At 70.9% G+C, this 18,564-nt stretch carries 10 protein-coding genes and 5 pseudogenes; 12 read left to right on the plus strand and 3 right to left on the minus strand.

Annotation, left to right across the window (positions count from 1 at the left end; translation table 11 throughout):
• Nucleotides 1-56: 56 nt before the first annotated feature.
• Nucleotides 57-3,083 carry an alpha-mannosidase gene (locus PV341_RS15045; protein ID WP_500331075.1) on the plus strand — a complete coding sequence of 1,009 codons (3,027 nt, stop codon included), beginning with the start codon at nt 57-59 and terminating at the stop codon, nt 3,081-3,083.
• A gap of 687 nt (nt 3,084-3,770) precedes the next feature.
• Here the strand turns inward: PV341_RS15045 and PV341_RS15050 are convergent.
• Entirely contained in the window at nt 3,771-4,169 is a 399-nt protein-coding gene (locus PV341_RS15050; protein WP_500331074.1) for a VOC family protein, read from the minus strand.
• A 93-nt stretch (nt 4,170-4,262) separates the two neighbouring features.
• On the opposite strand from PV341_RS15050, the gene PV341_RS15055 reads away from it, so the two are divergent.
• A complete protein-coding gene (locus PV341_RS15055) occupies nt 4,263-5,255 on the plus strand; it encodes a helix-turn-helix transcriptional regulator (protein ID WP_500331072.1) in 993 nt (330 codons plus the stop codon).
• Nucleotides 5,256-5,339: 84 nt separating this feature from the next.
• On the opposite strand, the gene PV341_RS15060 is transcribed toward PV341_RS15055, so the two are convergent.
• Nucleotides 5,340-5,459 carry a substrate-binding domain-containing protein gene (locus tag PV341_RS15060; RefSeq protein ID WP_500331070.1) on the minus strand — a complete coding sequence of 40 codons (120 nt, stop codon included), beginning with the start codon at nt 5,457-5,459 and terminating at the stop codon, nt 5,340-5,342.
• A 62-nt stretch (nt 5,460-5,521) separates the two neighbouring features.
• Here PV341_RS15060 and PV341_RS15065 point away from each other — a divergent pair.
• Nucleotides 5,522-5,992 (plus strand): annotated as a pseudogene (locus PV341_RS15065) (transposase); the annotation flags it as partial.
• 38 nt (nt 5,993-6,030) lie between these two features.
• Here PV341_RS15065 and PV341_RS15070 read toward each other — a convergent pair.
• Nucleotides 6,031-6,933, minus strand: coding sequence for a LysR family transcriptional regulator (locus tag PV341_RS15070; RefSeq protein WP_500331068.1), 903 nt, complete (start codon nt 6,931-6,933; stop codon nt 6,031-6,033).
• A gap of 123 nt (nt 6,934-7,056) precedes the next feature.
• Here PV341_RS15070 and PV341_RS15075 point away from each other — a divergent pair, with 123 nt between their 5' ends.
• The 9 genes and pseudogenes from PV341_RS15075 to PV341_RS15115 all read left to right on the plus strand — a co-directional run bounded on the left by PV341_RS15075 (nt 7,057) and on the right by PV341_RS15115 (nt 18,528).
• Nucleotides 7,057-7,938, plus strand: coding sequence for an NmrA family NAD(P)-binding protein (locus tag PV341_RS15075; protein ID WP_500331067.1), 882 nt, complete (start codon nt 7,057-7,059; stop codon nt 7,936-7,938).
• 257 nt (nt 7,939-8,195) lie between these two features.
• A pseudogene (locus PV341_RS15080) lies at nt 8,196-8,397 on the plus strand (IS481 family transposase); the annotation flags it as partial.
• A 773-nt stretch (nt 8,398-9,170) separates the two neighbouring features.
• Entirely contained in the window at nt 9,171-9,632 is a 462-nt protein-coding gene (locus PV341_RS15085) for a hypothetical protein (protein WP_500358050.1), read from the plus strand.
• Between the two features lie 105 nt (nt 9,633-9,737).
• Nucleotides 9,738-10,019: pseudogene (locus PV341_RS15090) on the plus strand (helix-turn-helix domain-containing protein); the annotation flags it as partial.
• A gap of 311 nt (nt 10,020-10,330) precedes the next feature.
• A pseudogene (locus PV341_RS15095) lies at nt 10,331-10,645 on the plus strand (copper resistance CopC family protein); the annotation flags it as partial.
• Nucleotides 10,646-10,687: 42 nt separating this feature from the next.
• Nucleotides 10,688-10,882 (plus strand): annotated as a pseudogene (locus tag PV341_RS15100) (ABC transporter ATP-binding protein); the annotation flags it as partial.
• Between the two features lie 551 nt (nt 10,883-11,433).
• Nucleotides 11,434-14,760, plus strand: a complete 3,327-nt coding sequence (locus tag PV341_RS15105; RefSeq protein WP_500358060.1) for an FtsX-like permease family protein — start codon at nt 11,434-11,436, stop codon at nt 14,758-14,760.
• 1 nt (nt 14,761) lies between these two features.
• On the plus strand, nt 14,762-17,536 hold the full coding sequence (locus tag PV341_RS15110; RefSeq protein WP_500358052.1) for a hypothetical protein: 2,775 nt from the start codon (nt 14,762-14,764) through the stop codon (nt 17,534-17,536).
• Entirely contained in the window at nt 17,533-18,528 is a 996-nt protein-coding gene (locus tag PV341_RS15115; RefSeq protein ID WP_500358053.1) for an ABC transporter ATP-binding protein, read from the plus strand. The genes PV341_RS15110 and PV341_RS15115 overlap by 4 nt, the downstream gene beginning before the upstream one ends.
• Nucleotides 18,529-18,564: the final 36 nt, after the last annotated feature.

The following is an 18,564-nucleotide window of genomic DNA, read 5'->3' on the forward strand; positions in this document are numbered from 1 at the left end:
GCGGCACTCCTACCTGACGTCACTCCTTCCGCACCACCCGCACAGGAGCCATCCCAATGCACGACGACCGCAAGCTGGTCGAAGCCCGCCTCAAGCGCGTCCTCGACGAACGCATCCGTCCCGCCCTCTACCCGGACTCGACACCGCTCGAGGTCGCCGTGTGGACCGCCCCGGGAGAGCCGGTACCCGTTGCCGAGGGCCTGACCGCCCCCGCAGAGCCGATCGCCGTCGGCGATCGCTGGGGCGCCCCCTGGGGCACCAGCTGGTTCCGTGTCTCAGGCACCGTGCCAGAGGCGTGGGCCGGGCGGACCGTCGAGGTGGTCCTGGACCTCGGCTTCGACGAGAACATGCCCGGGTTCCAGTGCGAGGGCCTGGTCTACCGGCCCGACGGCACCCCGGTGAAGGGTCTCAACCCCCGCAACCAGTGGGTCCGGATCGCCTCCCCCGCCAGCGGCGGTGAGCAGGTGCTGCTCCACATCGAGGCTGCCTCCAACCCGGTCCTGCTCGACTACCACCCCTTCCTGCCGACCCAGCTCGGCGACAAGGACACCGCGGGCAACGACCCCCAGTACACCCTGACCCGCATGGACCTGGCCGTTCTCGACGAGACCGTCTGGGAGCTGGTGCAGGACCTGGAGGTGCTCGGCGAGCTCATGGCAGAGCTCCCCGAGGACTCCGACCGCCGCCACGACATCCTGCGCGCCATCAGCCGCGCCCTGGACGCCATCGACCTGCAGGACGTCAACAGCACCGCGGCCGCCGCCCGCGAGCGGCTGGCCGGCGTCCTCGCCGTACCCGCCCGGCCCACCGCGCACCGCATCAGCGCGGTCGGGCACGCGCACATCGACTCCGCCTGGCTGTGGCCGCTGCGCGAGACCGTGCGGAAGGTCGCCCGTACCACGTCCAACATGACCGCCCTGCTCGAGGACGAGGGCGACTTCATCTACACCATGTCCCAGGCCCAGCAGTACGCGTGGATCAAGGAGCACCGCCCCGAGGTGTACGCGAAGGTCAAGAAGGCCGTCGCGGAGGGACGCTTCGTGCCGGCGGGTGGCATGTGGGTGGAGTCCGACACCAACATGCCCGGCTCCGAGGCGATGGCCCGCCAGTTCGTTCACGGCAAGCGCTTCTTCCTCGAGGAATTCGGCATCGAGAACGAGGAGGCGTGGCTGCCCGACACCTTCGGCTTCGCCGCCGGCCTCCCTCAGATCATCAAGGCCGCCGGGTCGAAGTGGCTGCTCACCCAGAAGATCTCCTGGAGCACCATCAACAAGTTCCCGCACCACACCTTCACCTGGGAAGGAATCGACGGCACGCGGATCTTCACCCACTTCCCGCCCGTCGACACCTACAACTGCTCGATGAAGGGCAGCGAGATCGCGCACGCCGCGCGGAACTTCAAGGAGAAGGGCAGGGCCCGGCACTCCCTCGCGCCGACCGGCTGGGGAGACGGGGGCGGCGGCACCACCCGCGAGATGATCGCCAAGGCCGCCCGGATGCGCGACCTCGACGGCTCTGCGACGGTCCACTGGGAGACGCCCCGCGAGTTCTTCACCAAGGCCGAGACCGAGTACCCCGACCCGCCGGTGTGGGTGGGCGAGCTCTACCTCGAACTGCACCGTGCCACGCTGACCAGCCAGGCCCAGACCAAGCAGGGCAACCGGCGCAGCGAACACCTGCTGCGCGAGGCCGAACTGTGGGCGGCCACCGCCGCCGTGCGGACCGGCTTCAGCTACCCCTACGAGCAGCTGGACCGGCTCTGGAAGACGGTGCTGCTGCACCAGTTCCACGACATCCTGCCCGGCTCGTCGATCGCCTGGGTACACCGCGAGGCCCGCGCCACGTACGCCGCCGTCGCCGAGGAACTGCTCGGCATCATCGACGCCGCGCAGCGTGCCCTCGCGGGCCCGGCCACGGGCGGCGAACTGGTCTTCAACGCTGCGCCGCACACCCGTGCCGGCGTGCCCGCCGGCGCCGCCGCCCCCGTGGCCCCGGCTGCGGCCACGGCACCGCTTCCCCGCGACGGCGGCGGATTCGTCCTCGACAACGGCCTGCTCCGGGTGGAGATCGACGGGCGCGGCCTGGTCGTCTCCGCGTTCGACCTCAGCGCACGTCGCGAGGCCGTGGCCCCAGGAACGGCGGCCAACCTGCTGCAGCTCCACCCCGACTTCCCCAACCAGTGGGATGCCTGGGACGTCGACGAGTTCTACCGCAACACCGTCACCGACCTGACCGACCTGGAGGAGATGGCCCCGGCCGGCGACGGCACCGCGTCGGTACGCGTGGTGCGCCGCTTCGGCTCCTCCTCGGTCACCCAGCTGCTGTCCTTGGCTCCGGGCGCCAAGCGCCTCGACATCGACACGGAGGTGGACTGGCAGGAGACGGAGAAGTTCCTCAAGGCCGCCTTCCCGCTGGACGTGCACGCCGAGCGATACGCCTCCGAGACTCAGTTCGGACACGTCTTCCGGTCCACCCACACCAACACCAGCTGGGACGCGGCCAAATTCGAGGCGTGCAACCACCGTTTCGTCCACGTCGAGGAGCCGGGCTGGGGGGTCGCCCTGGTCAACGACTCCACCTACGGGCACGACGTGACGCGCACCGTGCGTAACGAGGACGGCGGGACCACCACCACTGTGCGGGTCTCGCTGCTGCGCGCGCCGCGCTTCCCCGACCCGGAGACCGACCAGGGGGTGCACCGCTTCCGGCACGCCCTGGTGCCCGGGGCCTCGATCGGCGACGCGGTCGCCGAGGGCTACGGCATCAACCTCCCCGAGCGCCGCGTGCCGGGCACAGCAGCGGTCGAGCCTCTGGTCGTCCTGGACAACGACGCGGTGGTCGTGAGCGCGGTCAAGCTCGCGGACGACGAGAGCGGCGATGTGATTGTGCGGGTGTACGAGTCGCGGGGCGGGAGGGCGACCACGCGGCTGCGGCCGGACTTCACGGCGGCCGAAGTCACCGCGACCGACCTGCTGGAGCGGCCGCTGCCCAGCGTGGCTAGCCCGGAGTTGGTCGACGGCGCCGTAGAACTCCTGCTGCGACCCTTCCAGATGGTGACTCTCAGGCTGACCCGTAGCAACTGATGACGGCACGAACGCGATGCCCGGAAGCCGTGCTCGGCTTCCGGGCAACGCCGACAGGGACTGAGCCGGGCACCGACCCGGAACACACAAGCGGCGGAGGACGGGCGGTCGCTGCACTCCTCGTGCCGGCCCGGTCACCGGCCCGATGGACAACATGCGGGTGTACGTGCTGGACGTCGGTCTGACGCCGGTGCCGACAGGGGCTTGCGTACTGGCTAGGCGACCGTGATCATTACCTCGGGCGAGACGTGGGCCCAGGCTCGCTTTCCTCGCCTACTCCCCACTGCGAGGCATGGCCACCTCAAGTCCACGGCGCGCTCGCGTACTCGAAGAGCTGGCGGCGCACTATGACGCCACCACCGCACAGATCGCCCTCGCTGGCTGCTCGCCCGGTCCCCGTCCCTCATTGCGGTCTCCGGGGCGACCCGGCCGGAAACCGTGCGGAATTCGGCGGCGGCCGCGACGATCACCATGAGGCCCGAACACCTTGAAGAACTGGACAAAAGCATGGACCGCTGAGATCGCCGCGAGCCCTGGTCAGCCCGGCTCCTGATGCCACGGTCCGCTGTGGTCCGGCTCAGCGAAGGCCTCGGGGTGGGTGTGCGATCGGACGTCCGGCGTCAATCCGCAGGCACGAGCGCAGTCATCCTTCGGGGCTCAGCGGCGCGTGAGCGGCTGTGCCTGGCATCAACGTGCGAACTTCTCGATGGCCGCTGGGGTGACGGGGGTGAAGAAGTTGACGAGGTTGCCGTCGGGGTCGCGGAACAGCAGTGACCGGTTGCCCCAGGGCATCGTGGTGGGCCCGCTGACGAAGTCGGTGACGAAGTCGGTCAGGTTCTGGTGAACGCGGTCCACGTCGTCGACGAGGAACTCGGTGATCACGCTGTGGTTGTCCGCCGGTCGGGCAGAGCCGGGGGCGAACATCGGGACGGTGCGGGTGCCGGCGATCGCGAGAGTGGCGCCCGCGGTCTCGAGCTCGGCGAAGTCCGCGGTGGCCCACGTCGCCCGCGCCCCTGTGGCTCGCTCGTAGAACTCGACGAGGCGGGCCACGTCGCTGGTGATGATGCGGATGGAGACGAAATCCACGGGATCTCCTTGGCTGTGCTGAAGGGCGTGCACTCGGCAGGCTAGGAGAAATAGTGGACAGAATCGGTCCTGTATAGACCATAGACTGTGACCATGTCTCGCCCTACCGGCCGCGTGCTGACACTCCTGGAGCTGCTGCAGTCGGGCGGCACCCGGACGGTGGCGGAACTGGCCGACCGGCTCGGCGTCGAAGGGCGCACTGTGCGGCGATACGTGGACCAGCTGATCGACCTGAACGTGCCCGTGGAATCGGTGCGCGGCCGCTACGGCGGGTACCGGCTCGCCCCCGGGTACCGCCTGCCTCCGCTCATGCTCAGCGACGACGAGGCGCTGGCCGTACTGCTCGGCCTGGTCGCCGGGCGCCGCGCAGGGCTGACCACGACGGAGCGCACGGCGAACGAGACGGCATCGGCGAAGATCCGGCGGGTGCTGCCCAGGCACGTCGCCCGTCGGCTCGACGCCCTCCTGGAGGCTCTCGCCTTCACGGATCAGCCGGGCGAGTTCGCGACTCCGGACGCTGCGGTGCTGCTCGCCATCGCCGACGCGGTGCGCCACCGCCGACCGCTGTCGATCCGCTACGCCGACCGCGACGGACGGCGCAGGGAACGCACGCTGCACGCGCACGGGATCGTCGCCCATTCGGGCCGGTGGTACGTCACGGGCGTGGATGCCCGGATCGGCGAGGACAGGACCTTCCGGCTCGACCGCATCGCAGACGTGCGCACCCTGCCCGGCTCTTTCGAAGCGCCCGTGGGTCCCGATCCGGCGCAGCGCGTGTTGGCAGGCTTCGCCACGGCCGAGTACCAGCATGAGGTGACCTTGCGGATCCACGGGACAGTTGATCAGATCCGTGCTCACCTTCCCGCCGGCATCGCGAGCCTGGAGGAGCACCCCGAGCCCGCGGCGGCCCAGGACACGGAGACCGAGCGCTGGCTGCGCGTCGAACTACGGGCGGAGCGGCTCGACTGGTTGCCTCGGGTGCTCGCAACCCTCGACCGGCCGTTCGTCATCGAGCGCCCCCATGAACTGCGCGACCTCGTCATCGCGTTCGCCGATCGCCTCGCTTCCCACGCCCGACGAGTCTGACGGAGGGCGAGTTACCCCCATCATGGGATGGCGCAGCCAGCACGTCGCGCTGGCCGGTGCAGATGACGGTGACGGGGGGATGGGTCAGTTGGGTGGGGAAGCGGTGGGGCCGAGGGTGGCGAAGGTGGTGTTGTCGTAGTCGGCGATGGAGATGTCGTCGGGGACTTCGAGTCCGGCTTCGCAGACGGCGTGGAGGACACCCATGGCACGACGTCCGCGCAGGCGAAGATGGCGGTGGGGCGCGGGGCCTCGGCCCCTATGGCGTCGCCGGCAGGCAAGGGCTGGGCCGCAAGCGGAGCGTCATCACGGACACCCCCGGTCTCCTGCTGGCGGTCCTGGTCACCGCAGCCAGCGTCCAGGACTCCACCGCAGGTCAGACTCTCCTCGACCGGGTGGCCGCGGCCCATCCCACCATCCGCAAGGTCTGGGTCGACGGCGGCTACCGCAAGCACTTCGTCGAGCATGCCGCCACCCTCGGAATCGACCTCGAAATCGTCCAACGTGCTCCCGGAGCCAGGGGATTCACTCCCATCCCGAAACGCTGGACGGTCGAGCGAACGTACGGCTGGCTCATGCTCCACCGCCGCCTGGCCCGCGACTACGAATCCCTCCCTGGCAGGTCCGAAGCCATGATCCACCTCGCCATGACCGACCTGATGGCCCGCCGCCTCACCGGCGAGAGCACCATCTCCTGGCGCGACCCGACATCACCACACCAAGCCCGCATCACGGGATAAAACAACGGGACAAAACGACCTCTTAGTGGCGGTGGACCTCAGGCGGTCGTGCTCTGCATCTGGGGCTCTGCTTGTGTGCGGTGGGTGGCTGCGATCGTGCATGCGACGCGTACGAGGGCGGCAACGGCCGGGGAGCGGGCGTCCTGGGGCCACGCGATGGCCAGTGTGCAGTTCGGTAGGTCGCTGACCGGCCGGTAGGCGACCCCAGGTCGCGGGTTGCGTTGGGCGACCGAGGCAGGTGCGAAGAACACGATGCTGCCCGTTTCGACGAGGTTGAAGATCTCCGACAAGTTGGAGGCCGGCCTTGTCGCCCCGGGCTGGCGCGGCTCGGCGCGGCCGGCCTCGGCTGGCGCACCGCTGGGGAGTTTCCGGCCGGCCAGGTCCGCCAGGCACAGCTGGGTCCTGGCGGCCAGCGGGTCGGTGGCGGCCATGGCGACCAGGACTGGCTCGGTGATCAGCGGCTCGCTGTCCAGCCCGCGGTCGTCCATGGGGCAGAGCACGAGTGCCACGTCGGCCAGGCCATCGCGCAGTGCCTTGGGCTGATCGCCGAACCCTCCGAGGATCAGTTCGGGGGGCAGGGCGGCGGGGTCGGTGCTGTAGGCGTCCAGGATCTGTGGCAGCAGGCCACCGTCGATGTCGGCCTTGAGTGCGATGCGCAGCCGGGGCGAGGTGCTGCCTGCGTGCCGAGCACGGTGGGCGGCGGCGGTGATCGCCTCCAGGGCGGTTCTGGCGTCGCGCAGCAGAACCTCCCCGGCGACAGTGAGCTTCACATGCCGGGTGGTCCGCTCGAACAGCGTCACACCGAGCTGCTGTTCCAGGTCCCGGATCGTGCGGGACAGCGGGGGCTGCGCCATGCCCAGCCGGGCGGCGGCGCGCCCGAAGTGCAGTTCCTCCGCGACCGCGACGAAGTACCGGAGCTGCCGTACCTCCAGATCATTCATATCCCCAGGGTATCAATCGCGACCAGGTTGGTCCTTCACCTGCAGCGTTGCTCCGGGTTCACTCGAGAGCACCTGCCCGACGCCCTTGGGTGCGCCGTCGACCACCACGCATGGAGGCAATTCATGATCACCATTACTACGCCGACCGGTGACATCGGCCGGCAAGTCCTGGACCGCGTTGTGGACAGCGGTGAGCCGGTCCGGGTGATCGTCCGCGACCCCTCCCGCCTCCCGGAGCACGTGCGCACGCAGGTTGAGGTGGTGGCGGGCTCCCACGCCGACGCGGACACGATCGCGAAGGCACTGGAAGGCGCTGAGCGGCTGTTCTGGCTCGTGCCCCCGGCCGGATTCCGTGACGCCGGCCCCGCCAGGCGCTACTACCTGGACTTCGCTCGGGCAGTAGCCCAGGAGGCCGCGAGCCGGGGCGTACGGATGGTGCACGTCACCTCCCTGGGCCACGGCTACCAGGACGAAGCCGGACTCCTGTCGGCCGCGCTCGACATGGACGAGCTGATCGCGAGCACCGGCGTGCAGTACCGGGCCCTGGCACTGCCGTTCTTCATGGAGAACCTGCTCCGTCAGGCCCAGACGATCACAGAGCAGGGGGTGTTCTCCATGGCGAACGCCGCGGACCAGCCGCTGTTGACCGTCGCCACCCGGGACGTGGCTGCCACGGCGGCAGCGCTCCTGCTGGACACCGCCTGGAGCGGACAGGCCCGCGTTCCACTGGTCAGCCCCGACAGCCTGACCCCCGCCGCCATGGCCGAGATCATCTCCGAGACCTTGGGCCGCACGGTGCGCTATCAGCAGGTCCCGCTCGCGGACTTCCAGGCCCGCATGGTGCAGCGCGGCGCGAGCCCGGCGCTGGCCCAGGACATGGCCGACATGGTCAACGCGCAGAACAACGGAATCTACGATGCCGAACCCTGCGACCCCGCCTCCGCCACCGCCACCGATTTCCGCCAGTGGTGCCAGGGCATCTTGCTGCCGTCCCTCCAGTCCTGATCAGCGCACCGGTCGGTGCCCGGCACAGCCGCCCAATCCAGCACCGAAGGAGGCGGCCCCGCACTTCAGCATCGGGCGATGCCGCCCTTCGAATCAATAGAGATCGCGCGCCGCGAACGGGATGTTTGGCAGATCGTCCCGTTCGCGGCCTTGCTCTCTAGAATCCAAACCCCCAGAGGCGCAGGTGTCCCACCCCCATGCAGGGTCGAAGACCTCCGGTGTGGTGGAGCTGTCTAGGACTGCACACGGAGGTCTTCGTGTCTCACCGTATGGCCCGGCTGACCGTTCAGCAGGCGGCTGCTGGTCGCGCGTGTCTGCGTGGGACGCCCAGTCGCGCATGTGGCCGCCAAATGGGGCATCTCCCGCGCCACGGCGGGTGGTCACCAGCCGCAACAGGCTCCTAGGACTGGTGGCCCAGGAGGGGCCTATCCTCACCGTGCCGCGGGCCGGTTGCCGGCGTCAGCCGCGGTGCTACTCGTCGTTGCCCAGTCCCAGAACAGCGCACCGCTCCTCAGCGGAGCATGCACGCGGCGAGTGCGGGGCCTTGGGCTCGCAGTGATGCTGTGCGCCAAGGCAGCACGGCGCCTCACACTAGGTTTCACTTTGCCCGCAGGGCACTTGGCATCAGTCCGATCCATATGCTGTCGCTCTCGCGGAGTACGTAGACCGGGTCGGTCCGGGGTTCCCAACCGATGGGTACGACGTAGTACCAGCCGCCTCGCTCGAGCAGCAGTCGCAGTCCCGTGTAGCGATAGCGCAGCCGGTACTCCGATCCCAGATCCTGCTCGTGTCCCGCTCACGCTCCCGCGACCATAGGCTCATCGTTGCAGACCTAGATCTGCTCCTGTGCCCTTAGGGACGAAGCCGTGATCGTCGGCAACGCCGCATCCGACGGCTGCTTCCCGCGCCATGGGGCCAACCGAGAAGGTGTCGGGGACGGTGTGCTCAGGCGGCCTTGAGCGCTGCGACTTCCTGCGCCCGACCGGCCAGATTTCGCACGGACGGCCGTGCGGTGCCGCCCGAGTTCGTTGCGCATCGTGGCGAAGTGGTCGTCGCCCCGGACCGACGGGTGGTTGGCCCGCGAATCCTTGCGGGCAGAGGTCGCCGTGGGCGGCCCATGTCTCGACTTGGCCAGTTGAGCGCAGATCAGCGGCGGGAGGGGTCGCCGACGAGCTGTGGGGTACGACATCGGACGGTCGCATCAGCCAAGCAACGCCAAGAGGGGAGGCGACATGATCCCGGTTCTGGTTCTCGTCCTGGCCGTCGCGTTGGTGGTCTTTGCGTGCATCTTCGTTGTGGCACGCGAGAGTCGACGGCGTGCGCTTCGGGAACAGTCCTACCCTGATCACGTCCGGCGTCGTCTTCAGGCGCGCAAGGCGGGGGGCCATGTGGTCGATGCAGTCGGCCCGGGTGCGGAGCCAACACCGCGGCTGCGGCAGGCGGCGTCGGTCGGTGACGAGGATGACCGCACCGGCCAGCTCCTGGACGAGCTGTGTGCGATCGGCCGCGGTCAGGGGTTTCTGACCCTGCGGGGGAAAGACCGGCGGACCCGGGAGATCGGTGCCGAGTTGGACGAGATGGGCGGGAAGCAAGAGATGCTCGACGCGCACAGCGTGGTGCGGGCCCGACTTGGCCCGCTGTGCGCACGCGAACTGGAGGCCGCGTGGGATGGGGTCGGTTCGTGGCTCAGATAGCCGTCCACCGGGTTCAGAGGGCCGAGGCAGGGTGAAGGCCGTGGTCACCGCAACTCATAGTGCCACCCACACTTCGGTATTCAGTCGCATGTGATGATCTTGGTCGTGTCTGGGTTGATCACGGCGTCGGAGCCTTCTTGGATAGGCACGTTCAGCGGGCTGAGCCCGGGTGTCTTCGGCAAGTTGGTGGCGCAGCTGCGGCGGGATGGCATCGACGCCCCGGGTACGGGCCGGCCGTGGCAGCTGGCGTTGGAAGACCGGGTGCTGCTGGTGGCTGCGCACGGGCGAACGAACCTCACCATGCGCCAACTCGCTCCGCTGTTCGGGGTGTCGAAGTCGGCGGCCGACCGCGATAGCGAAGACCTCGGCCCGAAGCTCGCCCTCCAGACCCCGCAAGCGGGTCGTGTAGGACGCCGCCCTCATGGTGGACGAAGCCAGCGTCAGCAGCAGTTGGGGACATGCCGGCAGCAGTACGACCAGTGGGCGGCCGGTCAGCTGGCGGAGATCCGCGGCCACAACGCCGGTATCACGCAGCTGGCCGGCGCCGTTCGCGACGGGGACCCCGAGGCGGCCGTGGAGTACTTCTCGGCCGCCTTGTATGCCTCGGCCGGCTGGCCGGAAGGTCTGCCGCGCCAGCTGACCGCCGCGTACGACGCGCCGGTGCGGCAGCCGCGCCTGACCAGGCTGGGGGAGTACCGATGACGGTCACCGCTCCATGCCTGCGCAGCTGGGCCTTCGTGCTCCTGGCTGCCATCGGCCTGCTGTTGGGCACCACCGCTCCGGCCGGCGCGCACGCCGCGCTGACACACAGCACGCCCGTGCACGGAGCGGTGACCGCCCGGCCACCCACCCGGGTCGTCCTGGTCTTCTCCGAGATGATCGCCCTGAACAGCGACGCCATCCGCGTCCTGGACCCCACCGGCAAGCGCGTCGACGACGCCCACCCCACCCCACAGGGCGGCACCGCCTACGCCGTCGGCCTGCCCACAACACTGGCCCACGGTACCTACACCGTCGCCTACAGCGGTCCGCACGGACCGCGGGGCCGGGGCACCCCGGCCCTGATCGTCGCCGACGAACCCACCGGCCAGCTCGACGCCGACACCGGCCGCACCGTCATGGAACTTCTGCGCGCCGTCGTCCACAGCGAGGGCGTCACCGCCCTCGTTGCCACTCACGACCCCGAACTCCTCGCTCTCGCCGACCGCGTTATCGAACTAAACGACGGCACCCTCGTCGACTCCGTCTGAGGCGGGCGCATAGTCGGCTCCGCGCGCTCCGTCGTCAGATGTCCGGAGCGCCCGCGCCCAGTCGTCAACTCCGCCTTCCCCGATTCTACTTATAAAAGATTAGCTACTTACCTGCCACTTTGTGAGGTGGGCCGCTACGCGCATCATGGACGCGTGACGGGGTGATGGCCCCGATCGGGAGCCCGACGTCGCGGAGAAGACCCATTGCACAGCGCCCTACCCGACCCAACCCTGTGTCCGCGTCCCAGGGGGTCCCGCCGTAGGGGAGGCTGGACCGCTGTCGGTCGCCCCGGCCTCGACAGGACTGGTCGGGGATGGGAGCGGCGCACAACGGCCGGGCGAGCCACTGAGCCGGCCACCCCCTCCGGGATACCAGGCCTGCGCCGGGTGGCGTCGACAACCTCTGCCGCAGGCGGGTGCCCGGGCTTGTTTCGGATTCACATCCTGAGCGAACAGCGCCCCGGCGATTCGCGCATCTCGTGCCCGCGCACGGCGTCAGCTGTTCTTGCGCGGCACCACCTCTGCCGATCGGGGGCACGGTGACGGGCTTGGTGTTGCTGCGTCTGCGCGCCCATCGGCTGCTGCTGGGCGCGGCGCTGTTGTCCATTGTGCTGACGACCTGCGCGGTGGCGGCGCTCGCGACGTTCAGCGCCGCGATCGGCGACGCGGGCCTGCGTCGGGCACTGCAGGAACAGTCGGCGGGCCGGACGCTGATCGATGTGAAGTCCGGCGTCGGGAGCCAGGACCCGGCACGGATGGACGCCGCGGTGCGCCAGGCCGTGGCGGGCGCCTACGACGGACTGCCGGTGAGCGTCGCCTCCACGACGCGCTCCGGCCCGTACGGTCTCCCGCTGAGCCTGCGTCCTGCGGGCTCGCCCCGTACGGACGACCCTGACCTGACGCTGCTGGCCACCTTCGACCCGTCCCGGGTGACGCTCACCCGGGGGGACCTGCCCGGGCCGGCGCCCGCCGGAGAAGCGGTTCCGGTGGCGGTGCCGGAGACCGTCGCTACGGCTCTGCGGCTGCGGCCCGGAGACATGATCACGCTGGCCGACCGGCTGGGCGGGCCGTCGCTGCGCGTGCGCCTGACCGGCGCGTACCGAGCCACCGACGCCACCGCCCTGTACTGGCGGCTGGACCCGCTTGCCGGACGCGGCGTGCGGACGCTGGCGTTCACCACCTATGGGCCACTGCTGACCGACCCGCGGTCGTTCTCTTCCGGTGCCGTTCCCGCGGCCGAAATGCAGTGGCAGACCGGCGGGGACTTCTCGGCCATGACCGTCGGCCGCATGGACGACGTGCGGCTGGCCGCCGAGCAGACCCTGCGGAGCCTGGACCGCCTGTCACCCGACGGGACCGTCGTCGCCGAGAGCGACCTCCCCGACCTGCTCGAGGACCTGAACGGCACCCTGTTGGTCAACCGCTCAACCCTGCTGATCAGCGCCCTGCAGCTGGGACTGCTGGCCGCCCTCGCGCTGTTCCTGGTCGCCGGGCTGCTGGCCGCCGAACGCTCCGGGGAGCTTGCGTGGCTGCGCGCCCGCGGCGGCTCCCGCGCCCGCGTCACCGGGCTCGCCGCGACCGAGGCCCTACTGCTGGCCCTGCCCGCAGTCGTGCTTGCGCCGCTGCTGGCTGAGCCGTTGGCGCACCTGCTGGCCGCACACGGGGCTCTCGCCCGCGCCGGGGTGTCGCTGGAGGCCTCCGCTTCGACTGCCTGGCGGGTGGCCACGGTCGCCGGGCTGGCCTGCGCCTTCATCGTGCTGGCCCCGTCGCTGCGACGCCCGGGGACGTACGCGGGGGAGCAGGCGGCGGCCACCGGCCGGCATTCCCTCCCCGCCGCCGCGAGGGCAGGCGCGGACATCGGCCTGGTGGTCGTGGCGGGCCTGGCGTTCTGGCAGCTCTCCCTCCGCGGCGGCGGATCGGGCGTGCTCACGGCCGACAGTGGTGGAGCCCTCGGGCTCGATCCGGTCCTCGTGGTCGCACCGGCGCTGTGTCTGCTGGCGGGCGCAGTGCTCACCCTGCGTCTGCTGCCGCTGGTCGCCCGGCTGGGGGAGCGGCGCGCGGCACGAGGCCGGGGGCTGGCGGCGGCGCTGACGGGCTGGCAGCTCTCCCGGCGGCCCGGACGCGGGACCACGCCCGCACTGCTGCTGGTCTTCGCCATGTCGATCAGCATCTTCGCCGTCGGGGAGAGCGCGAGCTGGACGCGCTCTCAAAGTGACCAGGCAGACTTCGCCGTGGGCTCGGATCTCCGTGTGACCGGAACATCCACCACGCCCTTCGGGCAGGGCGGCGTGTACGACGAGGTACCCGGCATCACCGCGGTGATGCCGGTCAACCGCAGCGAGGCGCCGCTGCCCAGGGACCGCGAGGCAACCGTGCTGGTGATGGACAGCACGGCCGCAGCGGAGGTGATGAAGCTGCGCGACGACCTCGCCGACCGGCCGGTCGCGGACCTGGTGCGGCCGCTGCGGCCCGACGGGGCCTCCGGACCCGACGCCGGGTTCGTGCTGCCGCAGGGCGCGGCGCGGCTGCGGTTCGTCGTGAGCCTTGAGGCCGTGGGAGCCGACGGCCGGTCGGTCGCCGGCACCGTCACCGACCGCATATCGGCGACCTTCGTCGACCGTTACGGCGCGCCGTACACCTTCGCTCTGGGACAGGTTCCCGCGGACGGTCGGCGACATGTGCTCGAGGCGGACTTCGCGGCCGAGGCGGGCCGGGCAGCTGGTGCCCGACCGGCCGGTCCTTTGCGGCTCAGTGGTCTCAAGGCCGATTACCTGGTGCCTCGCCGGGCCGAGCACCGCCGTCTCTCGCTCACCACGCTGACCGCGGTGACCGCAGGCGGAGTGCCGGAGGCCGTGTCCGTGCCGAACGGCACGGCCTGGAGTGCCCGCACCCGGATCGAAGCCCCGGATTTCGAGGAGGACCCTGCGCACGGCTACCGCAACTCGGGGGTGGAAACGCCACGCTCCGACAGCGGTACTCCCTTGACCGTCCGTTACGACACAGGGGCGGAGCCCTTCCAGAACTACGTCCAGGGCGGCTCGCACGGTGCCATGGTGAGCGTGCGAGCCGGTACTCCGTTCAGGAGCGAGGTGCCCGCCCTGGTCACCGACGCGTTCCTGCGTGCGGTCGATGCCCGAGTGGGCGACAAAGTGAACGTCGACGTGCGGGGTGTGAAACTGACCGTCCGCGTCGCGGGAACGCTGCGTGCCTTGCCCACCACCCGCGCCGTGGCGCCCGACAGCGACGGCGGTGCGGTCCTGCTGGACCTGCAGACGGTCAACCGCGCGCTGGCGGGGCTGGACCGGGGCGGGTTGCAGCCCGGTGAGTGGTGGATCGCCACCGATCCGCATGCCGGTCCGCAGGTGGCGTCCGTCCTGCGGGCCCGTGGTGACATCACCTCCGTCCTGGTCCGTGCCGAGCAGCGGGACGAGTTGCGGAGCGATCCGCTCGGCGCCGGTCCCCTGTCGGCTCTGCCCGCCGCAGTGGTGGCGGCGTCGCTGCTGGCCGCGCTCGGGTTCGCGGCCACGGCAGTCGGCGCGATGCGGGAGCGGGCGCAGGAAGTGGCGATCCTGGCCGCTTTGGGTGCCCCGCGGCGTTCGCTGTCCCGGGTGGTCGCCGCCGAGCAAGGTCTGTTGGTGCTGGTCGCGGTGGCGGTGGGGGCGGTGCTGGGTGGCTTGCTGACCCGGCTGGTCGTGCCGCTGATCGTGCTGACCACCGGTGCGGACAGTCCAGTGCCCGCGGTGCGGGTGGAGCTGCCGCCCGGTTCGTTCGTCGGACTGCTGGTCATCGTGGCCGTGGTGCCGCTGCTGGTCGTCGCGTTGACAGCGCTGCGGTCGGTGGACCCCGTTAAGGCGCTGCGCCGTCAAGGAGGTGAGTGACATGACCCAGTCGCGGACTTCTCGCGGTCACGGCGATGTGTCCTGGATCCGTGCCCGGTTCCGGGCCGCCCCCGTTGCGACGGTCGCTCTGGCCGTGCTGGTGCTGGTGACGGCGTTCCTGGCAGCCGCGCTGCCCCGAGTCGTGGACGGGTACGAGAACGACACGCTGCGCGACATGCTGCGACGGGCACCGGTGGTCGGCCGCAGCGTCAGCATGTCGCTGGACGTGTCGCGGATGGCCTATCCGTACAACGCCGAGGCGCTGTTGACCCCCGACGCGCTGGCCGCGGCCGAGGAAGCGTTCCAGCAGGTCGTCCGGCCACCGCTGGCGCTGGACAAGGGCCAGACCATCTACGGTGTGCGCAGCGCGCGCGCCAACCCGGTCACCGACCCCGGGCTGCCCCGCATCACCAAGAGCCTCGCCCCGGAGATCACGCTGGTCGCCCAGCAGGACCTCGCCGCCCGCATCCGGGTCGTGAGCGGGCGGCTGCCCCGCCCCGGCGGCAACGACAACGGCGTCATCGAGGCAGCCGTCACAGACCGCACCGCCAAGGTCATGAATCTGGCCGCGGGCAGGCTCCTGCACATACCCGGCCCGAGCGGGGAGGCCACGGTACGCATCACCGGAATCCTCACACCGCGGTCGCCCTCGGCAACCTACTGGAGATCCCAGCCGGACCTGCGCGCGCCGAGCGTGATCGCGCTCCCCAGTCAGCCCGATCCGACGTTCCACTGGCATTTCACCGCGCTCATCGACCCGAATGCCGCGGCTGCGCTGCTCGGTCTCCGTGACGGCGCGCAGGCGTACTGGCATCATCCGGCCGACATCGACACCCTCACCGCGCGCGACGCTCCTGCCGTCCGCGACCGGATCGCCGCGCTCAACGCCGGCCCGGACGCCACCCGACTGCAACTGCTCGCCCGGCAGCACGGCCTGACCGTCGAGGAGGACGGGCTCGCCGACGTGCTGACGCCCTTCCTCCGCGAGCGTGCCGCGGCCCAGCCGCTGATCACGGTCGCTGCGGTGGGCATCGGCACGGTCGCCGCCGTCGTGCTCATGATCGCCGCCGGACTCCAGGTGGCCCGGCGCCGGGCGGAGCTGACGCTGCTGCGCGCCCGGGGCATCGCCCTGCCGGGCCTGGCCGCCCGACTGTTCGGCGAGAGCACGGTGGTAGCGGCGCCGTCGGCGGCCCTCGGCCTGGGACTCGCGCTGGCGCTGTTCCCGGTCGAGCGCTTCACGCCGTCCGTGGTCTTTGCCGCGACTGTCGCCGTCGTGGGGTCTCTCGCCCTTCCCCTGCGCGCTCTGGTCGTGGCCGGCAGGCCCCGTCCGGAGCAGCGGGAGGACCTGGTGGCGGTGCGTCCCTCGCGGCGCCGGACCGTGGGCGAAGTGACGATCGCCGTCATCGTGGCCGGCGCGGTGATCGCGCTGCGCCGCAGGGGGACCGCCGACGGCGGGGCGGATGTGCTCATGGCCGCGGCCCCGGTACTGGTGGCAGTGGTGGCCGCGCTGGTGCTGCTGCGCGTGTATCCGCTGCCCGTACGACTCCTGGGCCGACCCGCCGCACGCCTCGAGGGCGCCGTGCTGCTGATCGGTGTGGCACGCGCCGGCCGTACTCCCGCGACCGCGGCGCTGCCACTGCTGGCGGTGATCACCGCTCTGACCGTGACCTCCTTCGGGGGCGCTGTCCTCGCCGGCGTCGAGGAGGGGCGCGACCACGCCGCGGTCACAGCGGTAGGCGCCGACGCCCGGCTGGAATCTTCGGCCGCCCTCCCGAAGGGGCTGGAGGCTCGCATCCGCCGGGTCCCCGGAGTACGCGACACCCTGGACGTGCGGATCGAGAGGGGACTGTCGGCCACGTCGAGCGGCCTGCCGTACGCCCTGATCGTCGCCGACCCGCAGCGGTACGCCCACCTCGCCGCGGAAACCGGCCTCGGCGCCACCCTTCCGGCCGGGGCGCTGGCCGCCGACGACGGGCGTGAACCGCTGCCCGCGGTCGTCTCCCCCCGTCTCGCTCGCGCATTCGGCGGGTCGACGGGCGAGGTGCCGGCGTCCGCCGGCCTGACCCGGGTGCGGTTCGTCGCGACGAGGGAAGTCTCGCCGGCCGCGACGAGCGGGGACTTCGTGATCGTCTCGGCGGCAGCCATGCGCCGGGCCCACCCCGACGCGCAGCCCCAACTGCTGGAGCCCAACGCGCTCTTCGTGTCCGGTGCGGACCTCGACGGCACGGCGCTGCGCACCGTGGCGCGCGAGGCGGCGCTGCCCGGTATGCAGGTCTCCTTGCGTTCGCAGGAGCGGGCCGCGTACGGGCGGACGACGGCGTTGCAGTCCGGCGCACGGAGTGTGTATCTGGCGGCGGTTGCGGCCGGTGCCGGGTTCAGTGCGCTGGCGTTGATGTTGTCGTTGCTGCACAACGCGCCGCAGCGGCGGGCACTGCTGGCCCGACTGCGCACCATGGGCATGACCAGCCGTCAGCGGCAGGGTCTGGCGGTCCTGGAGATGCTGCCGCAGGTTCTGCTCGCAGCGGTCGGCGGCGTCCTGGTCAGCGCCGTGACCGTGCCGCTGCTACGGCCGGGCGTCGACCTGACGGCGCTGGCATTCAGCACCACCACACCCGCCACCGACGTCTCGGCAGCGGTACTGCGCACCGACCTCGCCTCCCTGCTCCTGCCGTCAGCCGCGCTCATCGCGCTGGCCTGCGCGGTCCTGGCAGTACAGGCCTGGGCCACCGGACGACGCGGCGAAGGAACGGAACTGCGGATCGGGGACCGAGCGTGACCGACGACACCATTGAGACCACCACCGGCACCCCCGTTCCCGCGGAAGGTGGGGTGACCCTGGCCGAGCTCGAACGACGCGCCACCCAGCGCCGCGAACGCCCCGCCTACGGCCAGGAAGCTCTCATCGCCTGCGACCGCCTGGTTCGCATCTTCACCGCCCAGGGCGTCGAGGTTCAAGCCCTGCAAGGCCTGGACCTGCTCGTCGCGCGCGGCGAGCTCATGGCCCTGGTAGGTGCGTCTGGCTCCGGCAAGTCAACTTTGTTGAACATCCTGGCCGGACTGGACACCCCCACCGCCGGCGCCGCCTCCGTCGCCGGCTTCGACCTCCTCGACCTGGATGGCGGCAGCCGCCTGCGTTACCAGCGCGAAGTCGTCGGCTTCGTGTGGCAGCAGACCTCCCGCAACCTCTTGCCCTACCTCACCGCCCTGCAGAACGTCGTGCTGCCCATGCGCCTGGCCGGCGGCGTCAAGGGCCGCAGACAACGTGCGGCCCGCGCCGCCGAACTGCTCGATCTGGTCGGTATCGCCCACTGCGCCGACCGCCGGCCCCAGCAGATGTCCGGTGGGGAACAACAACGCACGGCCATCGCCGTCGCCCTGGCCAACCACCCCGCCCTGGTCCTGGCCGACGAACCCACCGGCCAACTCGACTCCGCCAACGCCGAACAGGTCTTCGCCGCCTTCCGCACCGCCAACCAGGAACTCGGCACCACCGTGGTCATCGTCACCCACGACCAGGCCGTCGCCCAGGCCGTCGACCGCACCGTCGCCGTCCGCGACGGTCGCACCGCCTCCGAGGTCCTGCGCCACACCACCGTCGACGACCAGGGCAACACCGTCACCCACGCCCGCGAGTACGCCACCGTCGACCGGGCCGGCCGTCTCCAGCTCCCACGGGACTTCACCACCGCCCTCGACATCAGCCACCGAGTCCTGCTCGACCTCGAGCCCGACCACATCGAAGTCCGGCCCGACCGGCACGACAACTGACAACACAACCGCGGCAAGCGGGTCGGTTGCCACGTC

The organism is Streptomyces sp. PA03-1a (assembly GCF_033792805.1).
GTDB lineage: Bacteria > Actinomycetota > Actinomycetes > Streptomycetales > Streptomycetaceae > Actinacidiphila.

Bases quoted from the DNA above. Each gene is read 5' to 3' on its own strand.
- PV341_RS15070 (WP_500331068.1), bottom strand. From the start codon at position 6,933: ATGAATGATCTGGAGGTACGGCAGCTCCGGTACTTCGTCGCGGTCGCG.
- PV341_RS15055 (WP_500331072.1), top strand. From the start codon at position 4,263: ATGTCTCGCCCTACCGGCCGCGTGCTGACACTCCTGGAGCTGCTGCAG.
- PV341_RS15075 (WP_500331067.1), top strand. From the start codon at position 7,057: ATGATCACCATTACTACGCCGACCGGTGACATCGGCCGGCAAGTCCTG.
- PV341_RS15045 (WP_500331075.1), top strand. From the start codon at position 57: ATGCACGACGACCGCAAGCTGGTCGAAGCCCGCCTCAAGCGCGTCCTC.
- PV341_RS15085 (WP_500358050.1), top strand. From the start codon at position 9,171: ATGATCCCGGTTCTGGTTCTCGTCCTGGCCGTCGCGTTGGTGGTCTTT.
- PV341_RS15060 (WP_500331070.1), bottom strand. From the start codon at position 5,459: ATGGGTGTCCTCCACGCCGTCTGCGAAGCCGGACTCGAAGTCCCCGAC.
- PV341_RS15110 (WP_500358052.1), top strand. From the start codon at position 14,762: ATGACCCAGTCGCGGACTTCTCGCGGTCACGGCGATGTGTCCTGGATC.